A 26,586-nucleotide genomic window follows, 5' to 3' on the forward strand; every position below is an offset into this window, starting at 1 on the left:
ATGCATGAGACTCCGCGAACCCTCCTCGAAGTCCTGACCCAACGCGCCTTCAGCGAGACGGCGCACCGGAAACAGTACGCATTTCTCGGCGATTCAGACGGTGAGGAAGCCTCGCTGAGCGCGAGGGAACTTCACGCGCAGGCGGCGCGCATCGGCGCGCTGTTGCAGGCACAGGGTGCGCAGGGCCAGCGTGTGTTGCTGTTGTACCCGCCGGGGCTGGACTACGTCGCGGGCTTCTTCGGCTGCCTCTACGCGGGTGCGGTGGCGGTGCCCGCCTATCCGCCGGACCCGGTGCGGCTGGAGCGCACCCTGCCCCGCCTTCGCGCCATCATCCAGGACGCCGAGGCCACGGTGGTGCTCACGACGTCCGGCATCCTCTCGCTCGCGGACTTCGTCTTCGAACAGGCGCCGGACTTCCGGACGCTGAAGTGGCTGGCGACGGATGAACTGCCCGTGGGCGGTGAGTCGTCGTGGATTGAGCCCCAGGTGAGCCCGGGCACGCTGGCGTTCCTCCAGTACACGTCCGGCTCCACGGGCACGCCCAAGGGCGTGATGCTCAGCCACGCCAACCTGATTCACAACCTGGGGCTGATTGCCGGCGCCTTCCAGACGGGGCCGCAAAGCTCGGCCGTCATCTGGCTGCCGCCGTACCACGACATGGGCCTCATCGGAGGCATCCTCCAGCCGCTGTTCGCGGGCTTCCCCGTGACGCTCATGTCGCCCATGTCCTTCCTCCAGCGGCCCATGCGCTGGCTAGAGGCCGTGTCCCGGTATGGTGGCACCATCAGCGGTGGACCCAACTTCGCGTTCGAGCTGTGCGCGCGGCGGGCCACGCCCGAGGACATCCAGGCGCTCGACCTGCGGGCCTGGGACGTGGCCTTCTGCGGCGCGGAGCCCATTCGCGCCGCCACGTTGGATCGCTTCGCGGAGGTGTTCGCGCCCAGCGGGTTCCGCCGCGAGGCCTTCTACCCCTGCTATGGCCTGGCCGAAGGCACGCTCATCGTCACGGGTGAGGAGAAAGGCCGCGTGCCGCGGGTGCACGTCCTGCAGGACGCCGCGTTGGGCCACGGGCAGGCGGTCCGCGTCGAGCCAGGCTCCGAGGGTTCGAGGACCCATATCGGTTGCGGCTCCACGCTGGCCGAGCAGCGGCTGCTGATCGTGGACCCGGAGTCGCGCGTGCCACGTGCGCTGGGCCAGGTGGGCGAAATCTGGGTCTCCGGTGGAAGCGTCGCGCAGGGCTACTGGCGCAAGCCCGAGGACAGCGTGGACATCTTCCAGGCTGTCCCGGTGGGCGAGGAGGCCGGTCCGAAGTACCTGCGCACCGGCGACCTGGGGCTGCTGCTGGAGGACGGGCAGCTCATCGTCACCGGCCGGCGCAAGGACCTCATCATCCTGCGGGGCCGGAACCTGTATCCGCAGGACGTGGAGAGCATCGTGGAGCGGGCCCACCGCAAGGTGCGTCCGGGCTGCATCGCGGCGTTCGCCATCGAGACTCCGGAGGGCGAGGCCCTGGCGGTGGTCGCGGAGGTGTCGCGAGACCTGGCGGAGGGCTCGGACCCGGCCGCGCTGGGCGCCGTGGCGGACGCGCTGCGGAAGGCCATTGTCGCGGAGCTTCAGGTCCAGCCGCACACGCTGGCGCTGCTGCCGCCGGGCTCGGTGATGAAGACGTCGAGCGGGAAGATCCAGCGCTTCGCCTGCCGTGCCGCCCTGGTGTCCGGCGAGCTGCCCATCGTGTGGCGCAGCGGGACGGGTGTCATCTCGGGGCCCGCGTCCCTGCCCGCTCCCGCGCCGGCTCCGGCCATCCAGCCCGCGCTCTCCCAGGAGGCACTGGAGACGGCGCTGCATGAGGAGCTGGTGGCGGTGCTCGGCGCCGAGGCTGTTGGACAGGACGCCAGCACGCCGCTGACGTTGCTGGGCCTGGACTCGCTGGGGGCCGCCGACCTCCAGGGCCGCGTGGAGAAGCGGTTGGGGGTGCGCGTCTCCATCGCCGCGCTGTTGCAGGACCTGAGTCTCCGGTCGCTGGCGGAGTCCGTGTCCGCGGAGGGCACGGGGCGCCGGTTGCCACCGCTCCAGCACCGTCCCGCCGGTGACGCGCCCACGCCCGCGTCCTTCACGCAGGAGCGGCTGTGGTACCTCCTCCAACTGGATCCATCCTGGACGTCGAACCAGATTCCGGTGGCGCTGACGCTGCGTGGGACGCTCGACGTGGCGGCGCTGGAACGGGCCCTGTCGGAGGTGCTGCGCCGGCACGAGGTACTGCGCACCCGCTTCGCGTCCCGCGATGGCGCGCTGCTTCAGCGCGTGCAGGCGCCGAGCCCCGTCTCCCTGCCGTGCCTGGACTTCACGGGCGTGAGCGGTGACGCGCGGCAGGCGACGCTCGAAGCCCAGGCAGTGCTCGATGCGCAAAGCCCCATGGACCTGGAGGCAGGCCCGCTGGTGCGGTGCTCCCTGCTGCGCTTCGGGCCGGAGGACCACGTCCTGCTGACCGTCCTGCACCACCTGGTGGTGGACGGCACGTCAGTCGCGCTGTTCATGCGCGAGCTGGCGGCCCTTTACGGCGCGTTCGTGGAGGGACGGCCGTCGCCGTTGGCGGAGCCGGAGTTCCAGTACGGAGACTTCGCCGCGTGGCAGCGCGCGTACTTCACGCCGGATGCGCTCACTACGGAGCTGTCGTGGTGGAAGGAGACGCTGGCCGGCGCGCCCCAGTTGCTGGCCCTGCCCACCGACCGGTCCCGGCCGCAGCGGTTGTCCGTCCACGGGGCTCGTCGCCTGCGCCTGCTGCCCGCGTCCCTCATGGCCCGGCTGCATGCGCTGGGACGGCGCCAGGGCGCCACGCCGTTCATGAGCGTGATGTCCGCGCTGGCCACGGTGCTGCACCGCTGGAGCGGCCAGTCCGACTTCGTCGTGGGCACCGTCATCTCCGGCCGTGACGCGGCGGGCACTCGCGAGCTGATGGGCGACTGCACCAACTTCATCCCGCTGCGGGTCCGCCTGCCCGAAGCCGCGACGTCCGCGGACATGCTCTCCGAGGTGAAGTCGCGGATGCTGGGCGCGCTCGCGCATGGGTACGTGCCGTTCGAGCAGGTTCTCGCGGCCGTGCAACAGCCCGGAGCGGAGCGCCGCGAGTTGTACAACGTGGGGTTCATCCTCGACGACTACGAGCTGCCTCGCGCGCTGTCCGTCCGGGGTGGACTGACGCTCGACGTGTCCCTGGTGGACAACCACACGGCAGAGCTGGACATGACCTTCGAGGCGACGCACCGTCCTGAAGGCCTGCTGATTGGCTGCAAGTACTCCGCGGACCTGTTCGATGCGGAGACGGCGGACCGGCTCCTGAGCCATCTGGAGCATGTGATTCGCGGAATGGTGGAGGCGCCGGATGCGGCGCTGACCACCCTGCCGTTGATGAGCGATGCCGAGCGGCAGCACGCGCTCCACGGCTGGAATCCCCGCGTCGAAGCACCTCCGTCCGGCACGCTGACGGAGCTCATCGAAGCGCAAGTCGAGCGGACGCCGGACGCGGTGGCGGTGGCGTTCGAGTCGGAGCGACTGACGTACCGGGAGCTGGACGCGAGGGCCAACCAGGTGGCGCATCACCTGAGGAGCCTGGGTGTAGCCCCGGAGTCGCTGGTGGGCGTGTGCCTGGAGCGCTCGGTGGACATGGTGGTGGCGCTGCTGGGCGTGCTGAAGGCGGGTGCGGCCTACGTGCCAGTGGACCCGGCGTACCCGAAGGAGCGGCTGGGGTGGATGCTGGAGGACACCGGGGCGTCGGTGTTGCTGACGCACGAGAAGTGGAAGTCGGTGCTTCCGCCCAGCGCCGCGCGCGTGGTGTGCCTGGACAGCGAAGCGGGCGAAGTGGAGCGGCAGCCGGTGACTCGGCCGTCGGTGCGAGTGGGCCCGGAGTCGCTGGCGTACGTCATCTTCACCTCTGGAAGCACGGGCCGTCCGAAGGGGGCGATGAATGCGCACGGAGGCGTCGTCAACCGGCTGAAGTGGATGCAGGAGGAGTACGGGCTTAACGGCACGGACGTGGTGCTGCAGAAGACGCCCTTCAGCTTCGACGTGTCGGTGTGGGAGTTCTTCTGGCCGCTGCTGGCGGGGGCGAAGCTGGTGGTGGCGCGGCCGGGAGGGCACCAGGAGCCGGCGTACTTGGTGAAGCTGATGAAGGCGGAGGGCGTGACGACGGTGCACTTCGTGCCGTCCATGCTGCGTGCCTTCGTGGAAGAGCCAGGGCTGGAGGGACTGGGAAGCCTGCGGCGTGTGGTGTGCAGCGGCGAGGCGTTGAGCGCGGAGTTGGTGAAGAAGGCGTACGCGCGGCTGCCCGCACCGGTGCGGGTACACAACCTGTACGGCCCGACAGAGGCAGCAGTAGACGTCACGTACTGGCCCTGCCCGCGTGGAGAGGACTTCCACCGCGTCCCCATTGGGCGGCCCGTGGCGAACACGGTGCTGTACGTGCTGGACACGCACGGGCAGCCGGCGCCGGTGGGCATTCCGGGCGAGCTGCACATTGGTGGCGTGCAGGTGGGGCGCGGCTACTGGCAGCGGCCCCAGCTGACGGCGGAGCGCTTCATCCCGGATGCCTTCAGCGGCATTCCGGGCGCGCGCCTGTACCGCACCGGAGACGTGGCGCGGTGGCTGCCCGACGGCACGCTGGAGTACCTGGGCCGGGCCGACTTCCAGGTGAAGCTGCGCGGCTTCCGCATCGAGCTGGGTGAAGTCGAGACCGCGCTTGCCGCGGACCCGGCCGTCCGCGACTCCGTGGTGCTGGCTCGTGAGGATTCGACGGGTGACCAGCGGCTGGTGGCCTACGTCGTCCTGGACGATGCGGCGGCGGCGCAGGAGGTCGACGCGTCCTCCCAGTGGCAGGCCATCTACAACGAGGCCTACGCACGCGAGACGCCGGAGAGCGAAGACCCGACCTTCAACATCGTCGGATGGGAAGACAGCTACACTGGAGATCCTCTTCCGCCCGCGCAGATGCGTGAGTGGGTGGACACCACCGTGGCGCAGATTCTCAGCTTCCAGCCCAAGCGGGTGCTGGAGCTGGGGTGCGGCACCGGCCTCCTCCTGTACCGGCTGGCGCCTCGCTGCGAGGCCTACTGGGGCGTCGATTTCGCCCGGCCCGCGCTGGACCGCATCGAGCGCCAGCGTGAGCGCATGGGCGGAGCCCTGGACTCCGTCCATCTGCTGCACCGGAGCGTGGACGACTTCTCGGGTCTGGAGCCGGGCTCGTTCGACACGGTCGTCATCAACTCAGTCGTCCAGTACTTCTCCAGCCCTGAGTTCCTGCTCGACGTGCTCCGCGGGGCCGTGCGCGTCCTGAAGCCAGGGGGCCGGGTGTTCCTGGGCGACGTGCGGAGCCTGGAGCTGCTCGAGGCCTTCCGTGCCTCGGTGCGCCTGCACCGGACCGCGGGCCCCGTGGCCACGTCCCAGTTCGCCTACCGCGTCCAGCGCGACATCCTGGCGGAGAAGGAGCTGGTCCTCTCCCCTGCCTTCTTCACCGCCCTGCCAGAGCGCATCCCGGGCATCCAGCGCGTGGAGGTGCTGCCGAAGCACGGGCGCTACGACAACGAGCTCAGCCGCTTCCGCTACGAGGTCATCCTCCACGTCGGCGACGCCGCCAAGACTCCCGCCCGGCGCTCGAAGCCGGACTGGGTGGACGGCGCCGGATTCTCCCTGGACAGACTGCGCGAGCAACTGAGCGCAGGGCCCGGACTGCTGGCCGTGCGTGGGCTCCCCAACGCGCGCGTCCTGGAACCCACCCGGCTCGTTGAACTGCTGTCCGCCACGCCGCCGCCCACGGTGGCGGGCCTTCGCGAGGCCCTGCATGACTGGCCGGGTACCCGCGGCGTGGAGCCGGAGGACCTGTACGCCCTGGGCACGGAGCTCGGCTACGAGGTCCGGGTGAGCTGGGCCTCCGCGCACCGGAATGGTGCGCTGGACGTCGTGTTCGCGCGCCCCGGTGAAGTGGACACGCTCGACCTGTCCCCCGAGCCGAAGCAGGTCACCTCCTGGGATGGCCTTGCCAGCGATCCGCTGCGGGGGGCTCGGAGTGCGCAGGCGGTGAGCCGTCTCCGCGACACGTTGGCGGACAAGCTGCCGCCGCACATGGTGCCCTCCGCCTTCGTGGTGCTGCCCGCCCTGCCCTTGTCTCCCAATGGCAAGGTCGACCGCAAGGCACTGCCCGCGCCGGAGGCCGAACGCCTGGGCGCCGCGGACGCCTTCATCGCGCCCCGGACGCCCACCGAGGAGAAGGTGGCGCGCATCTTCGGCGAGATTCTGGGCCAGTCACGAGTCGGCGCGAACGATGACTTCTTCGCGCTGGGGGGACACTCCCTGCTGGCCACGCAGGTGGTCGTGCGCGTGCGCGCGCAGCTCAACACGGAGATCTCGCTGCGCACCCTGTTCGACGCGCCCACCGTGGCCCGTCTGGCGGAGCGCATTGAATCGCAAGCCCAACTGGCCGACGCATCGGGTGTCCCGGCACTGGTCCCGCTGGAGCGCGGTCCGTCCGCTGACGAAGGACTGGCTGCGTCCTTCGCCCAGCAACGGCTCTGGTTCCTGGAGCAGTTGCATCCCGGACAGGCCGCCTACAACCTCCCCGCGGCCCTGCGGCTGACGGGACAGTTGGATGTAGATGCCCTGCGGCGCACCTTCCTGGAAGTGGTCCGTCGTCACGAAGCGGTGCGCACCACCTTTGTCACGCGCGAGGGCCAGCCCGCCCAGCGCATCCAGCCGGCGCCTGCTGAATGGCCACTGCCCGAGGAGGACCTGCGCGGCCTGGAGCCCGAGGCCCGCGACGCGGCCGTCCAGGCCCGGATGGCCGAAGAGGCCCACCACGCTTTTGATTTGGAGAAGGGTCCGCTGCTGCGCACCGTGCTGCTGCACACCGGCGCGGACGCGCATGTGCTGCTGCTGTGCATGCACCACATCGTCTCGGACGGCTGGTCCATTGGCGTGCTGGTGCGGGAAGTGGCGGCGCTCTACGAGGCGCTGTCGCAGGGGCGCGAGGCAGCGCTGCCCGCGTTGACGGTGCAGTACGCGGACTACGCCGCGTGGCAGCGGCGCGTACTGGAAGGCCCGGCGCTGGCGCCGCAACTGAACTGGTGGCGCTCACGCCTCGAAGGCGCTCCCACGCTGGAGTTGCCCACCGACCATGCGCGTCCCGCGGTCCGTAGCGGCAAGGGCGCTTCGTACTTCTTCTCGCTGTCCTCTGAGCAAGTCGCGGGCCTGGAGCGCGTGGCCTCGGCCCACAACGCCACGTTGTACATGGTGCTGATGGCGGGCTGGCAGGCGCTGCTCGCTCGCTACTCCGGGCAGACGGACTTCTGCGTGGGCACGTCGGTGGCTCATCGCACTCGGCCCGAGCTCGAAGGGCTCATCGGCTTCTTCGTCAACACCCTGGCGCTGCGCGCGAACGTGGACGGCGATCCGCGTTTCGATGAGCTGGTGGCGCGAGTCCGAGAGGAGTCCCTGGCGGCCTTCGCGAACCAGGACGTGCCCTTCGACAGGCTGGTGGAGGTGCTGGGAGGCCAGCGCGACCTGTCGCGCACCCCGCTGTTCCAGGCCGCCTTCGTCCTCCAGAACGCCCCCATGCAGCCCCCCACGCTGCCGGGCATGGTCGTCGACGTGCTGCACACGGGCACGGACACGGCCCGGTTCGATGTGACCGCGTTGCTGGTGGAGCGCGGCGGACGGCTAGACGGCGAGCTCGAGTACAGCCTCGATTTGTTCACTCCGGAGACCGCGCGCCGCATGGTGGAGCATTTCCAGCGGCTGCTCCGCGGCGTCGTGGAGGACGCGGCGTGCCGCATCAGCGCGGTGCCGCTGTGGAGCGAGGCTGAACGCCACGAAGTGCTCGTGGACTGGAACGACACGGCCGCGCCCTACCCCGCCGACACCACCGTCCATCAGCGCTTCATGGAGCAGGCGCAGAGGACTCCGCAGGCCATCGCCGTCGAGCATGAAGGCCGCTCGCTCACCTACGCGGAGCTGGATGCGCGTTCCAACCAACTCGCGCACCACCTGCGCTCGCTGGGCTTGGGCGCCGAATCGCGCGTGGGCGTCTTCCTGCACCGGGGCTTGGACTTGTTGGTGGGCCTGCTGGGCATCCTCAAGGCGGGCGGCGCCTACGTGCCGCTCGCGCCGGAGTACCCCGCGCAGCGGCTGGCCTTCATGGCCGAGGACTCGGGTGTGGCCGCCATCCTCACCGAGTCCGCGCTGGAGGACGAGCTGCCGGCCGGTTCGCAGCTCATCGTGGTTCTGGATGACGAGTGGGCGCGGATTGAGCGCCAGCCGTCGACGCCCGTGACGGGTGGGCTCGTGGGGCCGGAGCAGCTCGCGTACATCACCTACACCTCTGGCTCCACGGGGATGCCCAAGGGCGTGGCCATCCCGCACCGGGGCGTGGTGCGCCTGCTCATCGGCTCTCGCTTCGTGGACCTGGGGCCGTCGGAGGTGGTGCTGCAACTGGCGCCCCTGGCCTTCGACGCATCCACCCTGGAAATCTGGGGCGCGCTGCTGCACGGGGCGCGCCTGGTGCTCTACCCGCAGCGCACGCCGGACCTGGCAGAGCTGGGCCAGGCGCTGGTGCGGCACCAGGTGTCGGTGCTCTGGCTGACGGCTGCGCTCTTCGAGCAGATGCAACAGCACCAGCCGGAGGCCCTGGGCCAGGTGCGTCAGCTGCTTGCTGGCGGCGACGTGCTCCCGGCGCCTCGCGTCCGGGAGCGGCTGGCGCAGGGCGAGGGGTTGGTGAACGGCTACGGCCCCACGGAGGGCACCACCTTCACCGCGTGCCACCGGATGGCGCCGGGCGACGTCGTGGGTGACTCCGTCTCCATTGGCCGGCCCATCGCGAATACCCAGGTGTACGTGTTGGACTCGGCGATGCGGGCGGTGCCCGTGGGCGTCCCGGGTGAGGTGTTCATCGGTGGCGACGGCCTGGCCCGGGGTTACCTGGGGCAGCCGGCCCTGACGGCCGAGCGCTTCGTGCCCAATCCCTTCGGGCCTCTGGGGGCTCGGTTGTACCGCTCGGGAGACCGTGCGCGTTGGCAGGCGGACGGCACGCTCCAGTTCCTGGGCCGTGTGGACTTCCAGGTGAAGCTGCGGGGCTTCCGCATCGAGCTGGGTGAAGTCGAGGCCGCGCTGCGCAACCACTCCTCGGTGGAGACGGCGATTGCCGTGGTGCGCGAGGACATCCCGGGGGACCGGCGACTGGTGGCCTACGTGACACCGGAGGACGTGGACACCTCGGCCCTCCGGGAGAATCTGCGCCAGCGGCTCCCCGAGTACATGGTGCCCAACGCCGTGGTGGCGCTGAGCACCCTGCCCCTGTCGCCGAACGGCAAGGTGGACCGCAAGGCCCTCCCGGCTCCAGACCTCGTCGGTCTGGGGGCTGCTGACTTCGTAGCGCCCCGAACGGAGCTGGAGCAGCAACTGGCGCTCCTGTTCAGCGAGGTGCTCGGCCTGGAACGCGCGGGCCTGAACGACGACTTCTTCGAACTGGGAGGCCACTCGCTGCTGGCCACCCAGGTCGTGACCCGGCTTCGCGCGCAGCTTGGCGTGGACCTGCCGCTCCGCACGTTCTTCGAGGCCCCCACCGTGGCGCGTCTCGCCGCGCGCCTGGAGTCGGCGCCGCGGACCAGCACCTTGCTTCCCTTGGAGTCCCTGCCCCGGCCAGCCCAGGGCGAGGCGACCTTCGACGTCTCGTTCGCGCAGCAGCGGCTCTGGTTCCTGGATCAACTGCAGCCCGGACAGTTCACCTACAACGTGCCCGCGGCATTGGAGCTGAAGGGGCGGTTGGACGAGGAGGCGCTGCGGCGCACCTTCCTGGAAGTGGTCCGCCGTCACGAAGCGGTGCGCACCACCTTCGTGACACGAGAAGGCCAGCCGGCCCAGCGTATCCACCCGGCGCCCGCCGAGTGGCCACTGCCCGTGGAGGACCTGAGCGGGCTGGCGCCGGAGGCGCGTGACGCGACCGCGCAGGCCCGGATGGTCGAAGAGGCCCACCGCGCCTTCGACTTGGAGAAAGGTCCGCTGCTGCGCACGGTGCTGCTGCGTACCGGGCCGGACGTGCATGTGCTGCTGCTGAGCATGCACCACATCATCTCGGACGGCTGGTCCATGGGGGTGCTGGTGCGGGAAGTGGCGGCGCTCTATGAGGCGCTGTCGCAGGGGCGCGAGGCATCGCTGCCCGCGTTGACGGTGCAGTACGCGGACTACGCCGCTTGGCAGCGGCGCGTGCTGGAAGGCCCGGCGCTGGCGCCGCAGTTGAGCTGGTGGCGCTCGCGACTCGAAGGCGCTCCCACGTTGGAGTTGCCCACCGACCATCCGCGGCCGGCGGTGCGCACGCTGCGCGGCGCCACCCAGACGTTCACGCTGCCGCCTTCCCTGGTGGCTGGGCTGGAGCGCGTGGCCTCGGCCCACAACGCCACGTTGTACATGGTGCTGATGGCGGGCTGGCAGGCGCTGCTCGCGCGCTACTCCGGGCAGACGGACTTCTGCGTGGGCACGCCGGTGGCCCATCGCACGCGGCCCGAGCTCGAAGGGCTCATCGGCTTCTTCGTCAACACCCTGGCGCTGCGCGCGAACGTGGACGGCGATCCGCGTTTCGATGAGCTGGTGGCGCGAGTCCGAGAGGAATCCCTGGCGGCCTTCGCGAACCAGGACGTTCCCTTCGACAGGCTGGTGGAGGTGCTGGGAGGCCAGCGCGACCTGTCGCGCACCCCGCTGTTCCAGGCCGCCTTCGTCCTCCAGAACGCCCCCATGCAGCCCCCCACGCTGCCGGGCATGGTCGTCGACGTGCTGCACACGGGCACGGACACGGCCCGGTTCGATGTGACCGCGTTGCTGGTGGAGCGCGGCGGGCGGCTAGACGGCGAGCTCGAGTACAGCCTCGACCTGTTCACCCCTGAGACCGCGCGCCGCATGGTGGAGCACTTCCAGCGGCTGCTCCGCGGCGTCGTGGAGGACGCGGCGCGCCGCATCAGCGCGGTGCCGCTGTGGAGCGAGGCCGAACGCCACGAAGTGCTCGTGGCCTGGAACGACACGGCCGCGCCCTACCCCGCTGACACCACTGTCCATCAGCGCTTCATGGAGCAGGCCCGGCGGACGCCGGAGCGTGTCGCGGTGACCTTCGAGGGTCGCTCGCTCACCTACGCGGAGCTGGACGCTCGTTCCAACCAATTGGCCCGGCACCTCGTGTCCCTGGGACTGGAGCCGGAGGCCCGCATTGGCGTGTGCGCGTCGCGCGGGTTGGAGCTGGTCATCGGGGTGCTGGGTGCACTCAAGGCCGGTGGCTGCTACGTGCCCTTGGACCCGTCCTGGCCCGTCAAGCGCCTGGAGCACGCGTCCTCGTTGGCGCGCCTGTCGGCGGTACTGACGTGGCAGTCGCTGTTGCCGTCCCTCAAGGAAGGCCCGTGGCACGTCGTGGCGCTGGACGCGGATGCGGCGGACATCGCCCGCCAGTCCCCGGAGGCCGTGCAGGTTCCCGCGTTCCCGGAGGGACTGGCGTTCGCCACCTTCACCTCGGGGTCCACGGGAACGCCCAAGGGCGTGGCCCTGCCGCATCGGGGCTTGCTGCGGCTGAGCGAGGGCTCCCGCTTCCTCACCCAGGCGCCCGAGGAAGTCACCCTTCAGCTCTCGCCTCTGGCCTTCGACGTCTCCAGCGTCGAGCTGTGGGGCACGCTGCTGCACGGCGGCAAGCTCGTCGTGTACCCGCCCGGGACGCCCGAGCCGGACGCGGTGGCCCGGCTCATCGTCGAGCACAAGGTGTCGTGGCTCATCCTGGCGACGTCGCTCTTCGAGCTGATGCAGCAGCACCAGCCCGATGTCCTGGCGCGAGTGCCCAACCTGCTGACGGGCGGCGAAGCGATGCCAGCCCCCCGGGCGCGGGAGCGGCTGGCGCGGGGGGGTGCCCTGACCAACGCCTACGGGCCAACCGAATGCAGCACCATGGCCACCCGGCTCACACTGTCGCCTGGGGACTCCGTGGGCCGCTCCGTCCCCATTGGCCGGCCCATCGACAACACCGAGGTCTATGTCCTCGACCCGGCGCTGCGTCCCGTTCCAGTGGGCGTTCCGGGTGAGCTGTGCCTGGGAGGACCGGGCCTCGCGCGCGGCTACCTGAACCGCCCGGACCTCACCGCCGAGCGCTTCGTGCCTCACCCTTTCAGCGCCGCCCCCGGAGCCCGGCTCTACCGCACGGGTGACCGCGTCCGCTGGAGTCCGGACGGCTTGCTGGCGTTCCTGGGCCGGTTGGATCACCAGGTGAAGGTGCGGGGCTTCCGCATCGAGCTGGGTGAAATCGAAGCCGTGCTGCGCGCCCATCCCTCCGTCGTCGAGGCCACGGCCGTCGTGCGCGAGGACGCCTCCGGGAGCAATCGCGTGGTGGCGTATGTCGTTCCCCCGCAGGCGGATGTGGCTCCGCTGCGCGAACACCTGCACCAGCATCTGCCGGACTACATGGTCCCGTCCGCGTTCGTCGGACTGGACGCCTTCCCGTTGACGCCGAATGGCAAGGTGGACCGCAAGGCACTGCCGGCTCCGGACCTCGGTCTGGGAGCGGCGGACTACGTGGAGCCTCGAACGGAGCTGGAGCAGCAACTGGCGGCCCTGTTCCGCGACGCGCTCGGTCTGGAACGCGTGGGCCTGAACGACGACTTCTTCCTCATGGGCGGCCACTCGCTGCTGGCCACCCAGGTCGTGACCCGGCTGCGCGCGCAGCTCGGCGTGGACCTGCCGCTCCGCACGTTCTTCGAGGCCCCCACCGTGGCGCGTCTCGCCGCGCGCCTGGAATCGGCGCCGCGGACCAGCACCTTGCTTCCCTTGGAGTCCCTGCCCCGGCCGGCCCAGGGCGAGGCGACCTTCGACGTCTCGTTCGCGCAGCGCCGCCTGTGGTTCATGGAGCAACTGCATCCCGGACAGGCCACCTACAACATGCCCGCGGCCTTGCGGCTGACGGGACGGTTGGACGAGGAGGCCCTGCGGCGCACCTTCCTGGAAGTGGTCCGCCGTCACGAAGCGGTGCGCACCACCTTCGTGACGCGCGAAGGCCAACCGGCCCAGCGCATCCACCCGGCGCCCGCCGAATGGCCGCTGCCCGTGGAGGACTTGAGCGGCTTGGAGCCCGACGCCCGTGACGCGGCCGTGCAGGTCCGCATGGCCGAAGTGGCCCACCATGTCTTCGATTTGGAGAAGGGACCGCTGCTGCGCACGGTGCTGCTGCGCACCGGGCCGGACGTGCATGTGCTGCTGCTGTGCATGCACCACATCATCTCGGACGGCTGGTCCATGGGCGTGCTGGTGCGGGAAGTGGCCGTGCTGTACGAGGCGCTGTCTCAGGGCCGAGAGTCCCCGCTGCCCGCGCTGACGGTGCAGTACGCGGACTACGCCGTGTGGCAGCGGCGCGTACTGGAGGGCCCGGTGCTGGCGCCGCAGCTGGACTGGTGGCGCTCGAGGCTCGAAGGCGTTCCCACGTTGGAGCTGCCCACCGACCATGCGCGTCCCGCGGTCAGTAGCGGCAAGGGCACTTCGTACTTCTTCTCGCTGTCCTCGGAGCAGGTCGCGGGCCTGGAACGCGTGGCCTCGGCTCACAACGCCACGTTGTACATGGTGCTGATGGCGGGCTGGCAGGCGCTGCTCGCTCGCTACTCCGGGCAGACGGACTTCTGCGTGGGCACGTCGGTGGCCCATCGCACGCGGCCGGAACTCGACGGGCTCATCGGCTTCTTCGTCAACACCCTGGCGCTGCGCTGCCGGTTGGACGGCAATCCGACCTTCGCCGAGCTCGTGGCCCGTGTCCGCGACGAGGCCCTGGGCGCCTTCGCCCATCAGGACGTGCCGTTCGAGCAGCTCGTGGATGCCGTGGGCGGTGAGCGCGACCTGTCCCGGACGCCGCTGTTCCAGACGCTCTTCGTGCTTCTGAACTCGGACCTGATCCAAGCGTCGTCGCTTCCGGGGCTCCACGTCGACGTGTTGCCGAACGCGACGGACACGGCCCGGTATGACTTGACGCTCGCGATGAGGGCACGCGGCGGCGAGTTGGAAGGCCAGCTGGAATACAGCCTGGACCTCTTCACCGCGGACACCGCCAGACGAATGGTGGAGCACCTGCGGGTGCTTCTGTCGGCGGTGGCGGATGGGGCCGGTTCGCAGCGGCTCAGTGCGCTGTCCATGATGGAGGCCCAGGAGCGCCAGCAGGTTCTCTCGACCTGGAATGCCACCCAGGCCGCCTATCCGATGGACGCGACCGTGCCTTCGCTCTTCGCGGAGCAGGCGCAGCGGACTCCGCAGGCCATCGCCGTCGAGCATGCGGGCCGCTCGCTCACGTATGCGGAGCTGGATGCGCGTTCCAACCAACTCGCGCATCACCTGCGCTCGCTGGGCCTGGGCGCCGAATCGCGCGTGGGCGTCTTCCTGCACCGGGGCCTGGACTTGCTGGTGGGCCTGCTGGGCATCCTCAAGGCGGGCGGCGCCTACGTGCCGCTCGCGCCGGAGTACCCCGCGCAGCGGCTGGCCTTCATGGCCGAGGACTCGGGAGTGGCCGCCATCCTCACCGAGTCCGCGTTGGAGGACGAGCTGCCCGCCGGTTCGCAGCTCATCGTGGTTCTGGATGACGAGTGGGCGCGGATTGAGCGCCAGCCGTCGACGCCCGTGACGGGTGGGCTCGTGGGGCCGGAGCAGCTCGCGTACATCACCTACACCTCTGGCTCCACGGGGACGCCCAAGGGCGTGGCCATTCCGCACCGGGGCGTGGTGCGCCTGCTCATCGGCTCTCGCTTCGTGGACCTGGGGCCGTCGGAGGTGGTGCTGCAGTTGGCGCCCCTGGCCTTTGACGCGTCCACCCTGGAAATCTGGGGCGCGCTGCTGCACGGAGCGCGCCTGGTGCTCTACCCGCAGCGGACGCCGGACCTGGCAGAGCTGGGCCAGGCGCTGGTGCGGCACCAGGTGTCGGTGCTCTGGCTGACGGCGGCGCTCTTCGAGCAGATGCAGCAGCACCAGCCGGAGGCCCTGGGCCAGGTGCGTCAGCTGCTCGCTGGTGGTGACGTGCTCCCGGCGCCTCGCGTCCGGGAGCGGCTGGCGCAGGGCGTGGGGTTGGTGAACGGCTACGGCCCCACGGAGGGCACCACCTTCACCGCGTGCCACCGGATGGCGCCGGGCGACGTCGTGAGTGACTCCGTCTCCATTGGACGGCCCATCGCGAATACCCAGGTGTACGTGTTGGACTCGGCGATGCGGGCGGTGCCCGTGGGAGTCCCGGGTGAGGTGTTCATCGGTGGCGACGGCCTGGCCCGGGGTTACCTGGGGCAGCCGGCCCTGACGGCCGAGCGCTTCGTGCCCAATCCCTTCGGACCTCTGGGTGCCCGGTTGTACCGCTCGGGAGACCGTGCGCGTTGGCAGGCGGACGGCACGCTCCAGTTCCTGGGCCGAGTGGACTTCCAGGTGAAGCTGCGGGGCTTCCGCATCGAGCTGGGTGAAGTCGAGGCCGCGCTGCGCAACCAATCCGCGGTGGAGACGGCCATCGCCGTGGTGCGCGAGGACATCCCGGGGGACCGGCGGCTGGTGGCCTACGTGACACCGGAGGACGTGGACACCTCGGCCCTCCGGGAGCATCTGCGCCAGCGGCTCCCCGAGTACATGGTGCCCAACGCCGTGGTGGCGCTGAGCACCCTGCCCCTGTCTCCGAACGGCAAGGTGGATTGCAAGGCCCTGCCGGCTCTGGACTTGTCGCCCGCCGAAGACACCCTGGCGGGGGACCTGCCCCTGCTCCAGCAGCAGTTGGCGGCGCTGTTCCGGGAGGTGCTGCACGTCGAGCGCGTGCGGCCTCACGACGACTTCTTCGAACTGGGCGGCCATTCGCTCATGGCCACGCAGTTGGTGACGCGCATCCGCGCGGCGCTCGGCGTGGAGGTCCCGCTGAGGACGCTGTTCGAGGCGCCTACGCTCGCGGGCCTGTCGCAGCGCATCGAGGCGCTGATGATGCAAGCGTCCCGCGCGGCGATGCCTCCGTTGCTGCCCGTGCCCCGGGATACGGCGCTGCCTTTGTCCTTCTCGCAGCAGCGCCTGTGGTTCCTGGCGCAACTCCAGAAGGGACATTCCGTCTACAACGTGCCCTTCGCACTGAAGCTGTCCGGGGCGCTGGACGTGGACGTGCTGCGGCGCACTTTCGCCGAAGTCGTGGCCCGGCACGAGGTGTTGCGTACCTCCTTCTCCGCGACGGAGGGACTGCCCACGCAGCACGTACAGTCAGCACCAGAGGTCTGGGACCTTCCGGTGGAGGATTTGTCCGCGCTGAAGGGGCCGGCTCGCGACGCGCGCGTGCGGGAACGGATGACGGAGGAAGCCCGCTTCCCGTTCAACCTGTCCGTGGCGCCCCTCCTCCGCACCGTGCTGCTCCGTCTGGACGCGGACGAACACGTGCTGCTGCTGTGCTTGCACCACATCGCCTCGGACGGCTGGTCCATGGGCGTGCTCGTGCGTGAGGTCGCCGCGCTCTACGCCGCGCTCAGTGAGAACCAGCCGTCTCCCCTGCCGCCCCTGCCTGTGCAGTACGCGGACTTCGCCGCGTGGCAGCGGCAGTGGGTGCAGTCGCAGGGCATCCAGACGCAGCTTGCCGAGCTGCGGAGCCACCTCCTGGGTGTTCCCGCCTTGGAGTTGCACGGCGACCTGGGCCGGCCCGCGACCCGTACCGTACGTGGCTCGAGCCACTTCTTCATCGTGTCGGCGGAGCTGGCGGAAGCCCTGAAGAAGGTGGCTCGTGACCAGGGGGCCACGCTCTTCATGGTGCTACTGGCGGCCTATGAAGTCCTGCTCTCCCGCTACTCGGGACAGAAGGACTTCTGCGTGGGCAGCCCCATTGCCCACCGCACCCAGTCCGAACTGGAGCCCCTGATCGGCTTCTTCGTCAACACGTTGGCCCTGCGGGCCCGGTTGGACGGAGCGCCGACCTTCGCGGAGTTGGTGTCGCGCGTCCGCGAGGAGTCCTTGGCGGCCTACGTGCGCCAGGACGTGCCGTTCGACCGGCTGGTCGAGGCCGTTGGCGGCGAGCGCGGAGGCGGCAGGTCGCCGCTCATCCAGGTGATGTTCGCCCTGCAGAACGCGCCCATGCAGCCGCCATCGCTGCCGGGTGTGACGGTAGAGCAGCTGCGGTCCAGCACGGACACGGCCCGGCTCGACCTCACCCTGTCGCTGATGGAGCTGGGCGACGGGAGCCTGGAGGGAGGGCTGGAGTTCAGCCTCGACCTCTTCACGCCCGAAGCGGCGATGCGTCTGACACGGCACTTCCACACGCTGCTGGAGGCGGTCGTGCGCGATCCGCAGACGCGCATTCAAGCGCTGCCGATGCTACCCGAAGACGAACGGCAGCAGGTGCTGAAGGGCTTCCGGGGACGGGAGATGGCGCCCGCTGCCGAGACGACCATCCACGCACTAGTGGAGGCGCAGGCGGCGCGCACGCCGGACGCGGTGGCGGTGGCGTTCGAGTCGGAGCGGCTGACGTACCGGGAGCTGGACGCGAGGGCCAACCAGGTGGCGCACCACCTGAGGCGCCTGGGTGTAGCCCCGGAGTCGCTGGTGGGGGTGTGCCTGGAGCGCTCGGTGGACATGGTGGTGGCGCTGCTGGGCGTGCTGAAGGCAGGCGCGGCCTACGTGCCGGTGGACCCGGCGTACCCGAAGGAGCGTCTGGGGTGGATGCTGGAGGACACCGGGGCGTCGGTGTTGCTGACGCACGAGAAGTGGAAGTCGGTGCTTCCTCCCAGCGCCGCGCGCGTGGTGTGCCTGGACAGCGAAGCGGGCGAAGTGGCGCGGCAGCCGGTGACTCGGCCGTCGGTGCGAGTGGGCCCGGAGTCGCTGGCGTACATCATCTTCACCTCTGGAAGCACGGGCCGTCCGAAGGGGGCGATGAATGCGCACGGAGGCGTCGTCAACCGGCTGAAGTGGATGCAGGAGGAGTACGGGCTTAACGGCACGGACGTGGTGCTGCAGAAGACGCCCTTCAGCTTCGACGTGTCGGTGTGGGAGTTCTTCTGGCCGCTGCTGGCGGGGGCGAAGCTGGTGGTAGCGCGGCCCGGAGGGCACCAGGAACCGGCGTACCTGGCGAAGCTGATGAAGGCGGAGGGCGTGACGACGGTGCACTTCGTGCCGTCCATGCTGCGTGCCTTCGTGGAAGAGCCGGGGCTGGAGGGACTGGGAAGCCTGCGGCGTGTGGTGTGCAGCGGCGAGGCGTTGAGCGCGGAGTTGGTGAAGAAGGCGTACGCGCGGCTGCCCGCACCGGTGCGGGTGCACAACCTCTACGGCCCGACAGAGGCAGCAGTAGACGTCACGTACTGGCCCTGCCCGCGTGGAGAGGACTTCCACCGCGTCCCCATTGGCAGGCCGGTGGCGAACACGGTGCTGTACGTGCTGGACACGCACGGGCAGCCGTCTCCTGTGGGCATTCCGGGCGAGTTGCACATTGGCGGCGTGCAGGTGGGGCGCGGCTACTGGCAGCGGCCCCAGCTGACGGCGGAGCGCTTCATCCCCGACGCCTTCAGCGGCATTCCGGGCGCGCGCCTGTACCGCACCGGAGACGTGGCGCGGTGGTTGCCCGACGGCACGCTGGAGTACCTGGGCCGGGCCGACTTCCAGGTGAAGCTGCGCGGCTTCCGTATCGAGCTGGGTGAAATCGAGGCCGCGCTGCGCACGCATCCCGGCGTGCGCGACGTTGTCGCCGTGGTCCGTGAAGACGCCCCGGGCGATCAGCGCCTGGTGGCCTACGTCACGGGAGAGCCGGCGCCGGAGGTGACGGCGCTGCGGGCACGGCTGGCTGAGCAGCTGCCGGCCCACATGGTGCCCACGTCCATCGTGACACTGCCGGCCCTACCTCTGTCTCCCAACGGCAAGGTGGACCGTAAGGCCCTTCCTCAGCCGGTTGCCACCCCTGTCCCCGGGGCCGCCGCCCCGCCCGTGCAAGAGCGCATGACTCCGTTCCAACAGCGCGTCGCCGCCCTCTTCCGTGAACTCCTTCGCGTGGAGCACGTGGGCCTGCACGACGACTTCTTCGCATTGGGAGGCCACTCGCTTCTGGCCACGCAGCTCATCTCCCGGCTGCGGACGACGTTCGGCGTGGAGCTCTCCCTCAACGCGCTCTTCGACGCGCCCTCCGTGGCCCGTGTCACCGAGCTCGTCGAGGAAGGCATGCTCATGCGTGCCAGCGCGCCCCAGATTCCTGCGCTCCGGCCCGTGCCGCGCGATGGGAACCTGCCGCCGTCCTTCGCGCAGCAGCGACTGTGGCTCATCGACCAGCTCCAGCCCGGTGGCAGCCAGTACAACCTGCCGGGAGCGCTCCGGCTGGAAGGCGCGCTGGACACCGAGGCTCTGCGCCGTGCGCTGGAGTACCTCGTCAAACGCCATGAGCCGCTGCGCACCCGCTTCGTGATGCGTGACGGTGACCCCATCCAGGTCATCCACCCCGCGACGGACTGGGCGCTCCCCTTGACGGACCTCACTGGCCTGCCTCGATGCGACCGGGAGGCCGAGGCGCGCCGGCTGGCCGCCACGGATGCGGGGCAGCCGTTCGATTTGAGCGCGGGCCCCCTCCTGCGCACCCTGCTGTTGAAGCTGGACGCGGAGCTGCACGTGCTGGTGCTGACCATGCACCACATCGTGTCGGACGGCTGGTCGCTCGGCGTCATCGTGCGCGAGGTCGCCGCCGCCTACGATGCGTTCGCCCAGGGCCGCGGCCCCGCGCTTCCGCCGCTGCCCATCCAGTACGCGGACTTCGCGTCCTGGCAGCGGCAGTGGCTTCAGGGGGACGTGCTCACCGCGCAGGTAGACTGGTGGAAGGCGCAGCTCGCCGGTGCGCCCCAGGTGCTGGACCTGCCCACCGACAAGCCGCGGCCCACCCATCGCTCGCAGTTCGGCGAGCTCTTCCCCATCCATCTGTCCCAGGACGTGGTGGCGCCGTTCCTCGCGCTGGCGCGCCAGGCGGGGGCCACTCCGTACATGGCGCTGCTGGCCGTGTGGCAGGTGCTGCTCTCGCGTTACAGCCGGCAGGAGGACCTGCTGGTCGGCTCGCCCATCGCGGGCCGCCGCCACGGCGAGGTCGAAGGCCTGGTCGGGTTCTTCGTCAACACGCTGGTGCTGCGGGCCCGGGTGCGTCCGCGCGACTCGTTCCGCGCGCTGCTCGCACAGGTCCGCGACACCACCCTGGCCGCGTACGAGCACCAGGACCTGCCCTTCGAGAAGCTGGTCGAGGAGCTCCAGCCGCGCAGGGACCTGGGCCGCAATCCGCTGGTGCAGACCTACTTCTCGCTGCTGAACACCCCCACGGGCCCGGTGCGGGCCACGGGCCTCACGCTGAGGCCGGCGGACGTGGACATCGGGACCTCGCGCTTCGACCTGGGGCTCGCCCTCATGGATGACGCCGACGGCTTGCGCGGCGCCATCGAGCACAGCACCGACCTCTTCGAGACCGCCACCATTGCCCGCCTCGCCGGGCACCTGCGCGTGCTCGTGGCGTCCGTGACCGCCGCGCCGGACCAGCCGCTGGGCACGCTGGACATGCTCACCCCGGGCGAGCGTCAGCAGCTTCTCCGGGAGTGGAACGACAACGCGGCCCGGTACGACGGCGCTGGCGGCACCATCGCGGAGGTCATCGCGCGGCACGCCTCCCTGCGCCCCTTCGCCGTCGCGCTGGAGTGTGGTGAGGAGACGCTGACCTTCGAGCAGTTGGACACTCGGGCCAACCAGCTCGCGAACCTGCTCCGTTCGCGCGGGGTGAGCACGGAAGTGCTCGTGGCCGTGAGCCTGGACCGGGGCACGGCGTGGGTCATCGCGCTGCTGGCGGTGCTCAAGGCCGGAGGCGCCTTCGTGCCGCTGGACGCGTCGTATCCCGCGCAGCGGTTGGCCATCATGCTGGAGGATGCGCCACCGCACCTGCTGCTCACGTCGCGGGCAAACCACGCCAGGCTGCCGCTTCCCGACGGCGGGCTTCCCACCCTGCTCCTGGAAGAGCTGGACCTGTCAGAGTGGCCCACCACGTCCCCGGTGTCCGACGTGGGACCGAATCACCTGGCCTACGTGATGTTCACGTCCGGGAGCACGGGGCGCCCGAAGGGCGTGGCCATCCCGCACCGGGGCGTGCTCCGCCTCTCGCACAGTGAGCCCTTCATCCACTTCGGCGTCCGGGAGACAGGGCTCGTCATGGCGCCTGCCTCGTTCGACGGCTCGGTGATGGAACTGTGGATTCCGCTGCTCAACGGAAACCGTGTCGTCCTGTATCCGCCGGAGGCGCAAGCCAGCGACCTGGACACGCTGTCCCGCGTGGTGGAGCGCCACGGCGTCACGCTCGTCCACTTCCCCGCGGGCCTGTTCTCACAGGTGGTGGAGCACCGGACCGACCTGCTGAGGAAGCTGCGGGCCATCCACGTGGTGGGTGACATCCTGTCCGCCCCGCACACGCGCCGCACGCTGACCACCGTCGGAGTCCCCGTCACCAACGGCTACGGGCCGACGGAGAACTCCATCATCTCGGCCAGCTACACGGCCTACGAGGCCTCGCAGGTCGGGGCCTCCGTGCCCATTGGCCGGCCTGTCTCGAACACGCAGGCCTACGTGCTGGATTCGCAGCTCCAACTGGTCCCCGTGGGAGTGCCCGGCGAGCTGTACGTGGGCGGCGAAGGACTCGGGCGCGGGTATGTGTCGCGGCCGGACCTCACGGCGGAGCGCTTCATCCCCGCCCCCTTCGCCACCCAGCCCGGTGCGCGCCTCTACCGGACGGGAGACCTGGTCCGGTGGCGCCCGGACGGCACGCTGGAGTTCATTGGCCGCACCGACAATCAGGTGAAGGTGCGCGGGTTCCGCATCGAGCTGGCGGACGTCGAGGCCGCGCTGCGCACCCAGCCCGGCGTGCTGGAAGCCGCCGCCGTGGTCCGCGAGGACGTCCCCGGTGACAAGCGGCTGGTGGCCTACGCCATGGGACGCGACGACGCGCCGCTGGATGTCGCGGCGCTCCGCGCGGGGATGCGTCAGCGGCTCCCTGAGTACATGGTGCCGTCCGTCTTCGTGGTCCTCCCCACCTTGCCGCTGAGCACCAGTGGCAAGGTGGACCGGAAGGCGCTCCCCGCGCCGGACAGCGCGTCCACGGGCCGCGATGGCCATTTCGTGGAGCCTTCGAGCCCGCTGGCGCAGCAGCTCGCCGCGCTGTGGGCGAAGGAGTTGGGCACGGAGCGCATCGGCCTCCATGACCACCTCTTCGACGACCTGGGCGGAACGTCCCTGTCGGTGGTGCGCATCGCCAAGCGCATGCGGGAGACGTTGAACCGGGAGGTGCCGGTGGTGTGGCTGTTCGAGCACCCCACCGTGGACGCGCTGGCCGCCGTCCTGGAGCGCGACGCGAAGGTGGATGAGGCCCCCGCCGTCCCCGCGCGGCCCGAGCCTGCTTCCGAGCCGAGCGCCGAGGCGAAACCCGCCACGGGCTCTGGCCTGGTCGCCATCGTGGGCATGTCGGGCCGCTTCCCGGGTGCCAGCTCCGTCCAGGACTTCTGGCGGAACCTGCGCGACGGTGTGGAGTCCATCTCCCGCTTCACGCCCGAGGAACTGGAGCGGATGCCCGGCCTGCCCGAGGGATTGGAGCTGTCACAGCACCCGGCCTTCGTCCCGGCTGGGGGTGTCCTGGACGGCATCGACGGGTTCGACCCGGGCTTCTTCGACCTGTCGCTGCGCGAAGCACAGTGGATGGACCCACAGCAGCGGCTCTTCCTCCAGACGGCGTGGTCCGCGCTGGAGGACGCGGGCATCGACCCGGAGCGCACGCCCGAGGCCATCTCGCTGTACGCGGGCGCCGTCGACTCCGGCTACAAGGACGCGGTCCGGGCCACGCTGCCGCTGGATGGCGCGGCGCTGTTCGAACTCTACGGCACCGCCACCCATGAGAGCCTGGCCACCAAGGCCTCGTTCAAGCTGGGGCTCACCGGGGAGAGCGTCCTCGTCTACACGGCGTGCTCCACCGGGCTCGTCGCCGTCCACCTCGCCTGCCAGAACCTGCTGGCGGGTCGTTCGGGTGTGGCGCTGGCGGGGGCCACGCGCATCGCCGTCCCGCAGCGCACGGGCTACGTCTACCAGGAGGGCATGATTCTCTCTCCGGACGGACACTGCCGGAGCTTCGACGCGAACGCGCAGGGCACGGTGTCCGGGAACGGCGTCGCGTGCGTGGTCCTCAAGCGGCTGGAAGACGCGCAGCGGGATGGTGACTCCATCTACGCCGTCATCCGGGCCACGGCGACGAACAACGACGGACGCTACAAGTCCGGCTACACCGCCCCCAGCGTCCAGGGCCAGGCGGCGGTCATCTCCCAGGCGCTCGCGCGCTCCGGCGTGCGGGCCCAGGACATCGGCTACGTGGAGGCCCACGGCACGGCGACGCCGCTGGGTGACCCCATTGAAGTGGCCGCGCTCCAGCGCGCCTACGGCCTGGGCGCCGAGCACCGGGGCACCATTGCCCTGGCCTCGCTCAAGAGCAACATGGGGCACATGGATACGGTGGCTGGACTGGCGGGCCTGATGAAGGTCGCGCTGTCCCTGCACCATGGCGAGGTGCCGCCCAGCCTGCACTTCGAGCGGCCCAATCCGCAGATCGACTTCGACGCGAGCCCCTTCTTCGTCAACACCACCCGGCGGCCGTGGCCGAGGACCGAGACGCCGCGACGCGCGGCCGTCAGCTCCTTCGGCATTGGCGGCACCAACGCCCACGCAGTGCTCGAGGAGTCCCCCATGGCGCACAGCGGCTCCACCACGCGCTCACATCAAGTCGTCACGCTGTCCGCTCGCTCCGCCGAGGCGCTGGAGGCCGCGTCGCGGCAGCTCGCCGGGCATGCCGAGGCCCACGCGGCGGACCTGTCCCTGGCGGACGTGGCCTTCACGCATGCCGTGGGACGCAAGGCCTTCGAATTCCGGCGCACCGTGGTGGCCCGGGACGCCGCGGACCTGACGGCGCGGCTGCGCAAGCCGTACACGCCGGTGAAGGTGACCGATGCCGACGTGAACCGCCGCCGGGTGGCCTTCATCTTCCCGGGCCAGGGCGCGCAGCAGGCGGGCATGGGCCGCGAGCTGTACGAAGCGGAGCCGGCCTTTCGTGCCCACGCGGATGCGTGCCTGGCGCTGCTGGAGCCCGCGCTCCGGGAGCGAGTCCGCGAGGTGCTGTTCGCCGGGCCAGGAATGGACGCGGCGGCGGTGGCTGACACCCGTGCCGCCCTGCCCGCGCTGTTCACCGTGGAGTATTCGCTGGCCCGGATGTGGATGGACTGGGGCCTGCGGCCGTACGCCGTGTTGGGGCACAGCTTCGGTGAGTATGCCGCTGCGTGCCTGTCGGGCGTGCTGTCGCTGGAGGACGCGATGCGGCTCGCCGTGGCACGTGGCGAGCTGATGCACCGCATGCCCCCGGGCGCGATGCTCGCGGTGGCAATGCCTGAGTCGCAGGTGCTGCCGCTGCTGACGGGCCGGCTATCGCTGGCCGCCATCAACGCACCGGACCGCTGCGTCGTCGCCGGGCCGATCGCGGAGGTGGAGCGGCTCCAGGAGGAGCTGCGCCGCCGTGAGGTGGGCACCGTGCGGATGCCCGCGCCGCACGCGTTCCACTCCGCAGACGTGGAGCCGCTGATGCCGGCGCTGGCGGACGTGGTGAACTCGCTCCAGCGCCATGCGCCGGCGCTTCGGTATGCCTCCAGCGTGACGGGACGTTGGGCACAGGCGAATGAGCTGGCCCAGCCGGATTACTGGGCGGCGCAGATGCGCCAGCCGGTGCGCTTCACGAATGCCGTGGGGGCCCTGCTCGAAGAGGGATGCAGCCTGTTGCTGGAGGTCGGCCCGGGTCAGGACCTGACGCCGTTGGTGCGTGCCTGCCTGGGACGCGACAAGGAGCGGGTCAAGGCGGTGGCGACGCTGCGCCGTGGCGGCACGACCACGGAGCACGCGAGTCTGATGACCGCGGTGGGCGAGCTGTGGACCCTGGGCATCTCGGTGGACTGGAACGTCTTCTACGGCCACGAGCAGCGGCTGCGCCTGCACCTGCCCACGTACCCGTTCCAGGAGAAGCGGTGCTGGGTGGAGGCACCCGCGCGGCCGGCGCATGCGGCCATTCCCACGCTGGCGAATGGCGCGGGGCACGCCGCTTCGTTCCAGGCGCCAGGGGGCGCTGTCTCGCCTGCGGCTGCGCTCGCTTCGGTGGCAGCGTCGGGTGTGCCTGGTTCGTCCGCGACGTCATTCCAGGCGTCGGCCGGTTTCGCGACCACCGGGGCGGCACAGCCTGTGACATCCGGTTCTACGGCTTCATTCCAGGTCCCGGGCACTTTCACGACGCCCGGAACCACTCAGGCCTCATCCCCTGTGTATGGCGGGTTCCACACGTCCTCGGCACCCGCATCAGGGACGCAGCTCGGTTCTCCGGCTGCGTCCCTGGCACCAGGAAGCTTCGCGACGCCCGGAGTCACGCCGTCCTCTGCCCACGTGCCCAGCGGGCAGAATGGCTCCTCGGTTCCGGTCCAGGCCCACGGCGGCCTCGCGGCCCCTCACGCCACGTCGCCGCATCAGGCCTCGGGGACGCCTACGCCTTCTGCCACGCCAGAGCGTGAAGACGCGCCGCGAGGCGACGTCGAGGAGCGGCTGGCGGCACTCTGGCGCGATCGGCTCGGCCTGACGTTCGTGGGCCGGGACGACAACTTCCTGGAGATTGGCGGCAACTCGCTGATGGCCGCCCAGCTCCTCAACCAGGTGCGGTCCACGTTCGGCGTCCAGCTCCCCCTGGCCGCGCTGTTCGAGGCCCCCACCGTGGCGGGCATCGCCCAGCGCATCGAGCCCCTGCTGCGTCAGGGCCCGGTCGTGGAGACCACCCGCGAGCTGCCCATCGTCCCGCTGCCTCGCGACCGGCCCCTGCCGCTGTCCTTCGTCCAGGAGCGCGTCTGGCGCCTGGAGCAGCACTTGCCGGGCTTGTCCGCGTACAACATTCCGTTCGTCTTCCGGCTGGAAGGCGCCGTGGACGCGGTCATCCTGGAGCACGCCGTCCAGGAGATCATCCAGCGCCACGAATCCCTACGGACGACCTACGACGTGGTGGAAGGCCGCCCGGTCCAGCGCTTCCACGCGCGGATGCACGTCCCGCTGGTGCGCCTGGAGCTCACCGGTACCTCCGAACAGCGCGAAGCCGAGGCGATGCAGCTGGCGCGCGAGGACGCCGCGAAGCCGTTCGATCTGGTGAAGGGCCCCGTTGTCCGGACCACGCTGCTCCGGCTCGACGAGCGCCTGCACATCCTGCTGGGCAACATCCACCACATCGTCAGCGACACGCTGTCCATCAACATCTTCATCCACGAGCTGTTCCAGTGCTACGCGGCCTTCCAGCAGGGCCGTCCGGCGCCCCTGCCGCCGCTGCCCGTGCAGTACGCGGACTTCGGCGCATGGCAGCGGCAGTCCATCGCCGAAGGGCGTCTGCCCGAACAGGAGCAGTGGTGGCGCAACCAGCTGGCCGCCATGCCTCGGCAGCTGAGCATCGCCACGGACCGGCCGCGCCCCAAGACAAGTCCACTGACGTCAGTGCGCATGCCGGTGTCCTTC

At 70.4% G+C, this 26,586-nt stretch carries 1 protein-coding gene (only partly in view); it reads left to right on the top strand.

The window, feature by feature from the left end:
- Nucleotides 1-26,586 carry the 5' portion of a non-ribosomal peptide synthase/polyketide synthase gene (locus tag BHS09_RS39430; protein ID WP_237080430.1) on the top strand. Its footprint extends 19,800 nt past the window's final position, so the window shows 26,586 of its 46,386 coding nt (coding positions 1-26,586); it begins with the start codon at nt 1-3; its stop codon lies off the right edge, out of view.

This window comes from Myxococcus xanthus (assembly GCF_006402735.1).
Lineage (GTDB): Bacteria > Myxococcota > Myxococcia > Myxococcales > Myxococcaceae > Myxococcus > Myxococcus xanthus_A.